The organism is Ignavibacteria bacterium (genome assembly GCA_016873845.1).
Classification (GTDB): Bacteria; Bacteroidota; Ignavibacteria; order Ch128b; family Ch128b; genus JAHJVF01.
In genome coordinates this window covers 16,640-29,765 of the sequence record VGVX01000030.1, presented here as the reverse complement: position 1 = coordinate 29,765, position 13,126 = coordinate 16,640, and the positions used below count along the sequence as shown (strand labels likewise).

Genomic DNA, 13,126 nt, shown 5'->3' with positions numbered 1-13,126 from the left:
TTCAATCCATGGCTCAAGTCGAATGGGTGATTGTGCAAGTAGAATCGAAGAGAAAAAGAAACTGAATAATATTATTTTTTTCATTTTGAACATGTGGATTTTACTTCTCAAATTTAGTTAAAATAAATTTGTTGTTGTAGAATTCTTTCGCATTCATACCAAACTTATTAATTTTTATTTCTTTGCTTGGTCTTCTTGCTCCGTTGCTGTAAAGAGTTCCAAGTATCATTAAGTTTTCGTTTATATCTATTCCATTATCTTTCCAGCGTTTAATGTTCATTCCAATAAATGCTGCTGCATATAAAATGTTGGTTGAGTCGTTTTGTAGTTTTTCTTCAAGTTCACCTTTGGTTTTACTTAGAGGAATTATTTTTGTGCACTCATCTCCCAAGTAATAATAACTTTTTGTCCAGTTAAGCTGTTGTTCTATCCAACTTGCGGTCTCATATTTAATTTGGCAGAAGCCAACTGATGCATTTAACCCAAATTGTAAAAGTAAAAAATCAAGTTCATCATCAAGCCAGGTTGTATTTAAGTAACGTTCGGTGAAAATGATTGTTGCGAGGACTCTCTCTTATCTTAAAAATGTCGGAAGCGTTCTGAATAAATCCCCTTTTTTCGGAAATGGCATTTTCGATTTCCTTTTGGCTACTTTGTTGTGCAAATGCCGAAAAATCCAAGGTTAGAAAAAAGAATATCAAAAGTATGTACTGCTGTTTATTAATAAAAATCATTTCGTATAAATCATTTTCTTTACATCAAAAAATTTTCCAGCTTGGATTTTATAAAAATAAACTCCGCTTGGAAGATCGCTTAAAGGATTAAATGCAATTTCATGCGTTCCGGATTCTTGCACTTCATTCAATAAAACAAATAGCTCCTCGGCACGACTGTTGAATATTGTAATTTTAACTTTTTCAGATTGAAGGAGTTTATAAGTTATTTTTGTTGAACTATTAAAGGGGTTTGGACTGTTCTGAAATAAGAAGAATCCTTCGTCATCTACATTTACACTTAAAATTTTGATTGGTGTATATTTTACATTTTTTTCCGGATCAATAAACTTTAATCTATACTCATAATTACCATGGTGAATTAAGTGATCGTCGAAATAACGAATTTTCTTTTCTGATTTCTCTTTTACATCGATAGAGTAAATTACTTCCCAGTTCTCAAATGAAGTTTTCCGTTCGAGCACCATGCTCACACCATTTTTCTCATGTAACGAAATCCATCGGATCTTTGCGAGCCCATCGTAAAATGAGACATCAAAATCTTCGATTGAAAAATTTCCTTCGAATGGTCGAGTAACGGCAAAAGTTACTATATCTCTTTCTGAATTATGTAATTTATCAGAGAATGCTGTGATCCTCATGTCAGAATTCCAAACAAGAATTATTTTATCACTACTTTTAAAATCTAAATCTGAGAACATTGCTCCATTTTCTTTTAGTTGAAGTTGTAAATTCTCAGAGATAATTTGACCGTACAACTCCACTTTTTTTCCAGCTTTGGATGAACAACTCCAATAGATTAAAAAATCATTTTGAAATTTAGAGACCATTGGATTTAAGATGTCAGAACAATTATTGCTTAAAACTTGGCTTATGCTTGAATTGAAAAATCCTTTAGTTGAAAGAAATTGTGCTTTTATTATTTTCGAACCGTCATTTTCCACCGTGAACAATAATAAAAACTTATCACCGAATTGAATCAGCTCAGAGATCTCAAAATTATCATATGAAGAAAGGAGCTCGCTTCCAAATGCACTAAGTTCTCTTCTTCCATTTGACTGCAATTTCTGCACGAACATTTTTTTTGTACTTGAGATACTTGTGTAGAATATTGTAAGTCCAGAGTTCCTATTAAAAAATAGTCTATAATCTTCAGTTTTCAGCGAGGGATTAGACACAAATTTCCCGAATTCACCAAACGACTTGGTGCCAGATTTATCAATCTTTTGAATATAGAGTTGACCGCTTGAATTTGATTTGTCAACCCATCCGATGAAAACGCCTCCATTTCTATCGGAAACTGCTTTTGGTTTGTATTGAGCCCCGCTGAGTTGAATGACAGGTAATCCATCTTTCTTCCATAATGTTTCACCAAACAAATTCAGCTTTTGGGAAAAAATATTTCCGTCAGCATCGGTTCTATAATCTCGCCAAGTTATAAAAATATTACCTTGTTCATCTGAGTCGGAACTGATTTCAGCTTGCTTGCCATTTACATCTGCAATTGGAATTCCTTCGTTATTCCAGATGATTCCATTCCTATCGATTAATTGTCCGTAAACATCTCCTTCCGGATCTCGACGATGATCGATCCAACTAATAAAAATTAATTGAGAATTGACAACAGTCATTGAAACATTTTCTTGTTTTGAAAAAATTTTTGGCGTAAGCTGTCCACCCATACCCAAATCATAAGAAGAAGTGGTCTGTCTTAACATTTGAAATTTCAGTACAGGTCCGGCAAAATTGTTTTCTGAATAAATGAGGCAGTATTCATCTCGCTCAAGCTGGATCACTTCTAATAATTTTTGATCTCCTTTGTCAGAAATTAATTGTTGAAGCTCATCTTGTGTAAAGCCGAACGAATTTTGGATGACAAATAAAAATAAAACGTAGTGTAAAAATTTAGGCAACCCTTAACTCCTCATTAAATCTAACTGAAACCAACTTTGAAATCCCTTCTTCTTCCATAGTTACACCGTATAAAGTCTGCGCAGATTCCATTGTAAGCTTATTATGAGTGACAATAATAAACTGTGTATTTTCGGAAAATCTTTTTATTAATCTAACGAATCTTCCGATGTTTGCGTCATCGAGAGGTGCATCCACTTCGTCAAGAATACAAAAGGGACTTGGCTTAACGAGATAAATCGCAAAAAGCAAAGCTGTGGCAGTAAGAGTTTTCTCTCCTCCGGAAAGGAGATCGATTGATGTCGGGCGTTTACCTTTAGGTTTTGCAATGATTTCTATCTTTGCTTCAAGCGGATCAATATTTTCTTCTAGTTTTAAGTCTGCTTCATCACCTTGATCAAATAAAGTCCTGAATATATCAATGAAGTTTATTCTGATCTGCTGGAAAGTTTCGAGAAAAAGTTTTTGTGCAGTTGCGTTTATTTCTTCGATTACTTGATGAAGTTGTTTTTCCGCATCCACTAGATCAGTTCTTTGTTCGGTTAAAAACAACAGCCGTTTTTTTTCTTCTTCAAATTCCGCGAATGCAAGAGAATTTATTGGTCCCATCATTCGCATTTTGTTTTTCAAAAGGTGCACTGTTTGAGAAACTTCATCAAAATTATAAGTCTCAAGATCTTCGAAATCTTTATATACAAGCTTGATTTGATATTCTTCATTAATTCGTTCCGCAAGATTTTGTGATTTAAGTTCACATTCATTTACAGTTAATTCTTTTGAATGAATTTCATTTGACAAACTCTCTGAAGTCTTCCTTTTTTTGTTTAGTCTTTTATCATGCTCTCCGATAGAATCTCGAATTGTGTTATAATCTTTAGTGATAACATTAAGTTCGTTGTTCAGCGAATTTTTTTCTTCTTCTAAAATGTTCTTCTTTGCTTGATGCTCTTCATTCGAAAGCTTAAGATCATTTATTTCATTCTCTGCTTGTGCAATTTCATTGTTTCTGCGGTCGTTAGTCGATTGAAGCGAAGCAATTTCGTTCTTAGAAAGTTCGATTAAGTTTAGTTTGTTTGTTTGCTCACTTTGGACTTTTGTTAATTGAATTTTAGTCTCATTCTCTTCTGTAATCAGAGAAGAAAACTGATTTTCAAGATTAGTAAGATCAGTTGAGTCACTCTTGAAATTCTTCTCTGCTGAATCAATCTGAGTTGTTAGTAAATTGAGCTCTTCAGTGAAAGAGATTTTTTTAAGTTCAAGGTCATCATTAATCTTTTTTAAGTTGACAATTTCTGTGTTTAGTTTTTCAATTTCTTCAACCGCTTTGTTCTTTTCGAATTGAATTTGCGAAACTTGCTTCTCGAGATTTGCTTCGTCAATTCTCAATAAATTTAAACTTTCAGTGTATGCTTTAATGTCAATTGAATTAGCTTCATTGATAGTATCCTCAAGCTGATTAGTTATTTTATCAAGCTTGTAACTTTCTTTGGTGAAAATATCATTTAATTCAGAGAGAACTTTTTGTCTTCCGAAGGCAGTATCGACAGAAGTCTTTTCGCTGCCGATTTCAACTAATCCATTTGATCTAAATACATCGCCATCGATTGTAACACAGTCAATGTCAGAATATTTTGAAGTAATATTTTTTGCTGCTTGTATTGATTCGACCAGACAAATATTGCCGATTGTTGTTTCAAAAAATCTTCGCCAATGAGCTGAGCATTCGATTAAGTCAATTACCCAGCAGGTGAATCCGGCTTCACGCTCAATTTTCCTTTTTGTTCTTTTCAGAAAATATTGATTAATAAAACCCTTAAAACCTTCTTTTTTAATTTCAAACAGATAAAAAGAAGCTTGTCCAAGATGCCTTTCTTTAAGGAATTTAATCCCTTCAAATAGATCATCTCTTCTTTCCAAAAGGATATGGCTGAGAAAATTTTTTAAAAGTGTATCGATTGCAATTTTATATTTGTCTTCAACCGAACCTGCATCTGCAGCTAAAATTTTTGTACCTCGGTTCCATTGGGTTTTAGAAAGAAGTTCTTTTGTACCTTTCGATATACCTTCTAAATTTTCGATAAGATTTTTAATGAAGTCTATTTTAGTTTTTACACCATTGAGCAATCCTTTTACTTCAAGCTCCTCCTGCTTGAGCTTATCGATGTTTTTCTCGAGGTGCTCCTTTCGTGACTGATTAAACGTTAAAATATCTTCTGCTTCTCGAACTCGTTTTTGTATAGCGAACAATTCATTCATCATCGAGGAAAGATATCGTGCAGCTTTGTCGACCGTTTCTTCAGATTCTGTTAATCTTGCATTGAGATTTTCGATACTCTCTTGGTTATTTTGAGTCCGTAAGTTTATTTTCTCAAAATTATTTTTTGACTCATTGTAATGATCGTTTAATTTTTTCAGTTCATCTTGTTTAAGCCCAGCAGTCTCACGTTTCAATGTTAAATAAGAAGTTAACTCGTCTTTCTTCTCGCCGAACACAGCAAGTTGTTGAGTAATAGCCGAAATATTCGTTAAGAAATTTTCAATTTCTAATTCTGAATTAGAAATAAAAGTGTGCAGCTCTGAAATTCTAACCGCATTTTCAGAAGTTTCTTTTTGGAATCGGTTTATGTTTACTTCCGCATTGAGAGATTTTTCTCTGAACGTGATGATTTGTTCTTGAATTTTATGTATCGCTTCAGTTTGAAAAAGAATTTCTTCACGTTTTGAAGAAAGTTTAAGTTCAATCGCATCAAGCTCATGATAAAGGTGCTGTTGTTCTTCTTCTAGCTTTCTAATTTCTTCACCAATTGAATCTTTTTCTTTGTGCAGATTCTCCAACTGAACTCTGTAGGAATTTGCAATGTGTAAATATTTGGAGTATTCTCTTTCTGCGAGGCCGATTTCCAATTCTTTAGTTTCACCATAAATTCGAGTGAATTGTTCGGCTTTTTTCGATTGTCGTTCTAGTGAGTTTACTTTTTTCTGTACTTCTGCATGGATGTCATTCACACGGATTAAATCTTGTTGACAAGCATCAAGTTTCCGGAGTGCTGCCTTTCTTCTATGTTTGTATTTATTTACGCCTGCTGCTTCTTCAAACAAAACTCTTCTATCATCTGCTTTATTGCTGAGAATGCTTTCTACCATTTTCAGTTCAATAACCGAATAAGCATTAGCACTCATTCCAGTATCCATGAAAAGATTTGTAATATCTTTCAACCGGCAGATACTTTTATTCAATAAGTATTCACTTTCACCGGATCTATACAACCGGCGAGTAATGGTAACATCGCTGTAGTCAATTGGAAGAATATTTTTATTGTTTTGAACGGTTAGAGAAACTTCTGCTAATCCGATCGGTTTGCGATTTCTCGTTCCATTGAAAATCACATTTTCCATCTTATCGCTTCGCAGAGTGCTAGTTCGCTGTTCGCCTAAAACCCATCTCAAAGCATCGACTACGTTCGTTTTGCCGCAGCCATTTGGGCCAACTATCGCAGTTAATCCATCCGTAAATTTAATTTCTACCTTGTTGGCAAAAGATTTAAAACCAAATATTTCTAATTTTGATAAATACACTTAAGATGATGTTACTTAGTTAATGAAATAAAGATTAAAATATTCCCAGAAAAGGGCAGTGAACTCGAAGTAAATAAACAATCCGCTGATTAATGCTGCGAAGAAAATGATAAATGAAAAATTCACATTTAACTTTCTAACTTCAAATAAAATCGAAATTCCCTTGAGCAGCCGCGAAAGAATCCATAAATGAAAAATTAAAATTAAACCAAAAACTACGATATTATATTCTTGAAATTGTAAAACCTTATAGGCAACAATTCCTAACGGCAGACTGATAACGAATGGAAACACGCTCCAAACTGTAAGAGAATATGCATGCGATAGGAAAATTTTCGAACGTACAAATAAATTAAAAAATTTGACAAGCAGCGTAGTTAGCAAGATTAACGCGAAAAAGAAAATCGAACCATAAAAAATAGTCGCAAAGGGCCTCCAAGCAAGATAACTTATGAATTCAAACATAGGCTCCGAGTTGAACAACGAGATAAATTTTTCGAAAATAATTTTGTCTTTGAAATAAAACAGCACTCCGCTGTGCAAAAGTGCTATTGAGGTTGTAACGATTATCGCAAGCAAAGTAGTCTGAAATGTTGAAATCACTCTCTCATCGCGAATATCTGAAAAGAAATTATAAGTTTTCAGTAATGCTCTTGTAGTGTACTCTCTGAAACGTCTTGTTGAATTAATTAAGAGAACAAGCATGACAATTAATCCGATTCCAGTAAAAACAAAAATTACATTTTGATCGTCAGAAAAATTTCCTTGTACAATTATTGGTAGTTTTTCATTCTTGAAATAACTTTCAACTACTTTGTAGGAGAGTTTTTGCTTGTTACGATATTCATTAATCAAGCCTAACGAGAACAATTTATTATCAACCGAACCGGCAATTACAGAATGATATGGCAGTCGATAATCAAACAAAGTGTTAACAAAAAATGGGATTGAGTCTTTTTGAAGAGTTTCAAAATATCCTGCTAAATATTTTGCTTGTGCCTGTTCAGAATACGGATCGCTGTAACCATCATTTACTTTGTAACTGTGGGAATAGCCGATTGATGAGATTAAAAAGTTCTTATTGTTTTCTTTTAATTTGGAGATCGTGCTTTGAATTTCACTCAATTTTAATTTATAAGTTTCAAAGCCGATAAATGAAAATCTTTCATCATCAATATCTATAATTTTATCTGTTGTATAGAAATTTAGTATTGATGGATTTTTTGTTTGAGAGAATTTTACAAGCTCAATCAAATTTTCTAATTGAAGTTTTGAATTCGCAAATCCAAAATTTAATGCAACAATTGAAGGCGAACCTGAATGCAGGTTATGAAGATGTGTAATGATTTGTTTTATTGATAGACGATTTTTTTCAGAGTCATAAAATGACTCGGTATATATTTTGCTCTCGATATCAACAAATAGTAAAAATCCGAGGCGGTCACATTCTTCTACAAATTCTTTTGAAGGAACCGAATTCAATACTCGAATAGCATTAGCTCCAAGATCCTTTGCTAAATTTAAATCACGAGAAACTTTGGATTCGAAAAAAGAAAACTGATTTTCTGCAAAATAAGTTATACCTTTTAGGTCATAATGATATCCGTTCAAAAGAAATTTATTTTTTGATAATTTAATTTCTCGAAATCCGACGTACTGCGAATTTTCATCTATTGGCATGTTATTATGAAAAAGCAAAGTTTTAACAATGTAACGAACAGGTGTTTCAGGACTCCATAAATTTGGATTAGCAATATTTATTTTTCCATGAATTGAATATTGATTTTTATCCTTCAGGTCAAAAAATAATTTTTCAGATGATATTTTAGACAACTGTGACTCATCGTAAACGGAAATCTCAATCAGAAAATTTTCAAGGTCAATATTACTTCCATTTTGATTGTTTATTATGCTTATGTCATAATTCAAAATTCCTCTTGGATTTACTAGATCTACATCGGTGAGGAAGTTAACTTCACCTATGAAAGAACTTGGATAAACAGTAATAAATGGAGGTTTGAACAATCCTGTATTTTTTTCAGGAAAAAGGATTTTACTAGCGAGAATTCTGTTATGTTTGCTACGAGATTTATTTGTGAGTACTAACCTTATCGTATTTTCAGAATCGTCGCGTATCAGTTTCGAAGAGAAATCGAATGTTTGTAATGGTAATTCCGACGGATCAAATGACAGTCGGTTTTCATTAATGTAAACTTCGTCCAGATTAACGACATTTTCAAAAGTGATTGAATAGATGTTTGGATTGCCGTATTTAGGAATTCTAAACTTTCTCCTAAGAATTATTGATTCGTTAGAACTGTGAATAAAAGGAATATTGATTTTTTGCCAATTATCGTCACTTTTTTCTGGTTTCATCTGCCAATCCGAATCTAAATAGACAATTTGTCTCAATGAGCGACCAATTTGGCTATCCGTATCTGGAGAGTTCGATTGAGCGATAGACAAATTGGACAATAAGGATAGGAATACTAATATATTAGATAGAAAAAGTAACTTTAAATTGATTTTCATGTTGGCTTAAAACATGCAAATATAATCACAAACCCTCCCCAAAACAATGAAAATAATGGTCAGAAATGATAAAATTTTCTACATTTTAAGGCCGTTAAATGTTTATTCTATACTATGATGCAGCTTGTATAATATTAAAAAACGACTCCGCTTTTAGACAAGCTCCACCGATTAATCCTCCATCAATATTTGGTTGGGCAAAAAGTTCTTTGGCGTTTTCCGGTTTAACGCTTCCACCGTATAGAATTCTTATTGAGTTTGATGCCGATCTTCCAAATTTTTTTTCAATCAGTTCCCTCAAATGATAATGGACTTCCTCAGCTTGAGCCGGCGAAGCGGTTTTACCTGTTCCAATTGCCCACACAGGTTCGTAAGCCAATGTTAAAGTTTGTAATTGTTCGGTTGTAACATTGGTAAGTCCTTCGTTTACTTGTTTGGCAACAACTTGGAAAGTCATATTGCTTTCTCTTTCAGCTAAAGTTTCGCCGATACAGAAAATCGGTTTCAATCCTGAAATTAGCGCCTTCAGGATTTTCTTGTTTATCATTTTGTCATCTTCATTAAAAATTGAACGTCGTTCCGAATGTCCAATTATAACATATTCCACTCCGAATGATTTCAACATTTTTGCAGAGATTTCTCCAGTAAAAGCACCATCATTCTCAAAGTGCATATTTTGAGCGCCCAATTTAACTCCCGAATCTTTCAATAACTCTTTTGCAGTTTCGAGAGACGTGAATGGAGGAGATACTATTACTTCAGTATTCGAATTAAACTTGGATAGTTTTTCCTTCAAGCCGGAAATAAGCTCAATAGTTTCGGTTTTATCTTTATACATTTTCCAATTACCAGCAACAATTTTATTACGCATTTTTCAACCTCATTATGTATTTTTCTTAAGTAATATCTAGATTATTTTTATAAAATTACAAAACAACATAGAGCGTTCCAAATATGACTGACTTAAATGGAATAGTATCGCTTCTTATCGCATGTCTTGAAATTCTTTTAGTGATAAACATATTGATTTTTTCCAAGCGGACGCACGAAGACGCAATTGTGATTTTGATTATTGTTCTTTTACTGGTGTACCAATTAGTGGAGTTTGCAATTTGTAACTTAAACCTCACTTCGAGCATGATGGTTTATTTTGCGTTTGCAGTAATTTCTCTCTTGCCGCCGATGGCATTTACGCTCGTATCATATTTTTATTTTTATGGGAATATAAGCAGACTAATCGCTTTCCTTCCTGCGATATTTTTTTTAGTGTACTATTTACTTGTAATTTCTCAGTTCGAAGTAGCAAAGTGTACAATGCTTTATGCTGCTTACAACTATCCATATGGTTTTTGGTACGGTACTTTTTACTATGGTGAAATATTATTCTCTATCGGTTTGATAGTTTATAACATTAAGAATAGTGTAAACAGGTACGGAAAAAAACGGGACAAAATACTACTGTTTGGATTCCTGATCTTTACTGTTCCAATGATAATTGCATATTTTTTATATCCATTCATAGTAGAAATTATTGAAAGTGTTTTGTGCAAATTCGCATTTTTATTTGCATTATCGCTAACATTTTTTTCGCTTGAAGGCCGGAAAAGGAACGAATGAGAGCGCTAAACCGTTTTACAAAAAAGGAAAGTTATGAACAAAGAAAGAACAATTGAATTGATAAAAAACTATGAAAACGGCTTTACGCTGTTTTCTGGAGCATTAAGTAAATTCCCAAATGAGGCATTACACTGGAAACCCAGCGAATCGGAATGGTCAGCCGCAGAAGTCGTTCAGCATTGTGCAGACAGCGAAACTAATGCAGCCATGCGGATTCGATATTTAATTGCAGAAAAGGACCCAACTATTATTGGTTATGATCAGGATGCATGGGCTTCGATATTCGATTACCAAAACTTACCAATCGATTCTGCTCTTAAGCTTATTGAATCGGTTAGAATTCATACAACAGCTTTAATTAAAAATTTCAATGAAGAGGATTGGAAGAAGGTCGGCAAGCATTCAGAATATGGAACATACTCAGCTGAAAAATGGCTTGAGCTTTACTCCGAACATTTAAATGTTCATACCAACCAATTAGAAAGAGTTTTATCACAGTGGGAAAATAGATTAAAATGATCCTTCAATTAACGCATCACAAAATATTTTACGATGATCTTGGAACTGGGGATCCAGTCCTCTTAATCCATGGCTTTCCGCTCTCACATAAAATTTGGGAGCCGCAGATTAATTTCTTGGTTAAGCAAAATTTTCGTGTGATTGCTCCGGATCTCAGGGGATTTGGGAACTCGACTTCTCCAGGTGAAGTATGGGAAATAAATGATTTTGCCGATGATGTAATAGCATTACTCGATCATTTAAATGTAAAGAAATGTTCTGTAATTGGAATGTCGATGGGAGGATATATTATTTTTAATCTATTCAAGCGATATCAACATCGTTTTTCAAATGCGGTTTTTATCGCAACAAAAGCAAGTGCCGATGATCCGGCTACAAAAGAAAGACGAAATGCTCTAATTTCTTCTGCAAGAAAAATCGGGATTCAAACTGTCACTGATGCTTTCAAAAGTATTTTATTCAATCAAGACACTTATTCAGAGAATCAAGAACTTGTTGATAAAGTTGAAAGAATTATGCTTAGCACATCGTTTAATGGAATAGTTGGGGGTATGAGTGCCATTAGGGATAGAAATGATTATGTGGAAGATTTACAAAATTTCTATGTTCCATCTTTAGTTATTCATGGTGATTCTGATAAAGCAGTCCATTTTGAAAATGCAGATGTTACTGCAAGTGGGTTGCCCGATGCTGAACTGGAAATAATAAAGAATGCCGGGCATATGGTAAATTTGGAAGCGCCCGAAAAAATTAATGAATCAATTCTTCGGTTCTTAAAATAAAAAAAGCGAAGCTCAACACTGAACTTCGCTTCAAACTCCCCCTAAATGTTCTAAGCAGTAACAGCTTTTGGTTTATATACTAAAGCTGCAACAACACCGCAAATGAGCGATATTATTAATCCATAAATGAACATTTGGAACGCTAACATGTAAGGATAAGGATAGTAGACATAACTTTGATACGCCACTACCATGTAGAAGAAGAGCCCGATGTAAAGACCGAATCTCAATCCCTCTGCAATACCCTTATTTTCATAACCCTTTACGAAGAAGAATGTAAAGAAGAAAGCCCAAACTAAGTCCATTATGTAAACAATCCACATCTTACCCATCATTTCCGCTTCAGGTCTTGAAAATTTGGTAACTTCTTCGCTTGTCCAAGCATCACCCAGTAACCACATGTAAGCAATGTAGCTCAGAACTTCTAGGGTAATAAAAACTGCGACAAATGTTAAAAAGAATTTTTTTGTAAACATTTAACGACCTCTTATTTTGTTTATGTTTCCAGACACCCGCAAACAGAACTGCCTGCTCGCACAATTCTATGAAATGACTATTATAAAAGCAATCAAAAAGTTGCAACGTAAAGGGAAAACGGAAATTAGTTTTTATTAACTAGAACTACACCAAGTGTGATAATTAATCCGCTGAATATCATTAACAATGTAATTAATTCATTAAGCATTGCCCACGCAGCAATAACAGTAATGAACGGTTCAAAGTATAGAAATACACCAACTTTCGAGGCTGACATGTTTTTTAACGATTGAGCCCAGATAACATAAGCCACTCCCGAACAAAAAATTCCAAGAAATAAAATTGAAAACAGAACTAATGGGGACAAATTCTGAACAGAGGTGAGAAATGAAGCTGTGATTGTAAAAGGTGAAATCATAACAGCCATCAGAATGAAGAGATACAAAATTGTCATTAAAGGAGAAAAGTTGAGGGATATTTTTTTATTAACTACCGAATAAACTCCCCAAGTGAATGCACTGCTCAAAATCAGAAGGTCACCTTGATTAGTTAAAAAATTAATTTTCCAAAACTCACCTTTGCTGAATAATAATATCACACCAAACGATGCAATAATTACCCCAATTGATTGAATGATTGAAAATCTTTCCTTAAAAAAAATTATGCCAAGAAGTGCTATAAAAATCGGAGCAGTCCCAATTATCCATCCTGTATTCGAAGCTGAAGTATATTTTAAGCCGGTAACTTGAATCCATAAATGAAAAACAGCAATTGCCGCCAAAATGAAAATTCCCATTAAGTTTTTTTTGTCGATTGAAATACTTCTATTTGTGATAACTGCGAATAAAGATAGGAATACAATAGCAAGAATTAATCTTAGCAGGATTATTTCTCTTGGATTTAATTCGATCAATGCATGTTTAGTTGCGATGAATGAAATTCCCCAAAAAACAACCGCGAGCATCGGCTTCCAATAAT

Annotated in this window: 10 protein-coding genes; 3 read left to right on the top strand and 7 right to left on the bottom strand. The window is 33.7% G+C overall.

The genetic code is table 11. From position 1 onward, the window contains the following. Nucleotides 1-100 precede the first annotated feature (100 nt). The 5 genes from FJ213_07375 to FJ213_07355 all read right to left on the bottom strand — a co-directional run bounded on the left by FJ213_07375 (nt 101) and on the right by FJ213_07355 (nt 9,624). Complete coding sequence (locus tag FJ213_07375) at nt 101-391, bottom strand: hypothetical protein (GenBank protein ID MBM4175978.1); 291 nt, start codon at nt 389-391, stop codon at nt 101-103. Nucleotides 392-730: 339 nt separating this feature from the next. Next, the gene (locus tag FJ213_07370; protein MBM4175977.1) at nt 731-2,647 is read right to left on the bottom strand and encodes a T9SS type A sorting domain-containing protein; all 1,917 of its coding nucleotides are present in this window, start codon (nt 2,645-2,647) and stop codon (nt 731-733) included. Continuing rightward, entirely contained in the window at nt 2,640-6,221 is a 3,582-nt protein-coding gene (gene smc / locus FJ213_07365; GenBank protein ID MBM4175976.1) for a chromosome segregation protein SMC, read from the bottom strand. The genes FJ213_07370 and smc overlap by 8 nt, the downstream gene beginning before the upstream one ends. Before the next feature lie 15 nt (nt 6,222-6,236). After that, nucleotides 6,237-8,753 carry a hypothetical protein gene (locus tag FJ213_07360; GenBank protein ID MBM4175975.1) on the bottom strand — a complete coding sequence of 839 codons (2,517 nt, stop codon included), beginning with the start codon at nt 8,751-8,753 and terminating at the stop codon, nt 6,237-6,239. Nucleotides 8,754-8,865: 112 nt separating this feature from the next. Further along, nucleotides 8,866-9,624, bottom strand: coding sequence for a triose-phosphate isomerase (locus FJ213_07355; GenBank protein MBM4175974.1), 759 nt, complete (start codon nt 9,622-9,624; stop codon nt 8,866-8,868). A gap of 83 nt (nt 9,625-9,707) precedes the next feature. On the opposite strand from FJ213_07355, the gene FJ213_07350 reads away from it, so the two are divergent. The 3 genes from FJ213_07350 to FJ213_07340 are packed head-to-tail and all read left to right on the top strand — an operon-like array spanning nt 9,708 to nt 11,671. Beyond that, nucleotides 9,708-10,370, top strand: a complete 663-nt coding sequence (locus FJ213_07350) for a hypothetical protein (GenBank protein MBM4175973.1) — start codon at nt 9,708-9,710, stop codon at nt 10,368-10,370. A gap of 33 nt (nt 10,371-10,403) precedes the next feature. Then, nucleotides 10,404-10,889, top strand: coding sequence for a hypothetical protein (locus tag FJ213_07345; GenBank protein MBM4175972.1), 486 nt, complete (start codon nt 10,404-10,406; stop codon nt 10,887-10,889). Next, nucleotides 10,886-11,671, top strand: coding sequence for an alpha/beta hydrolase (locus tag FJ213_07340; GenBank protein ID MBM4175971.1), 786 nt, complete (start codon nt 10,886-10,888; stop codon nt 11,669-11,671). Before FJ213_07345 ends, FJ213_07340 begins: the two co-directional genes overlap by 4 nt. Before the next feature lie 50 nt (nt 11,672-11,721). Here the strand turns inward: FJ213_07340 and FJ213_07335 are convergent, their stop codons facing one another. Both FJ213_07335 and FJ213_07330 read right to left on the bottom strand, forming a co-directional pair. Then, a complete protein-coding gene (locus tag FJ213_07335) occupies nt 11,722-12,147 on the bottom strand; it encodes a DUF1761 family protein (protein ID MBM4175970.1) in 426 nt (141 codons plus the stop codon). Between the two features lie 125 nt (nt 12,148-12,272). Next, a complete protein-coding gene (locus FJ213_07330) occupies nt 12,273-13,112 on the bottom strand; it encodes a DMT family transporter (GenBank protein ID MBM4175969.1) in 840 nt (279 codons plus the stop codon). Between the last annotated feature and the right edge of the window lie 14 nt (nt 13,113-13,126).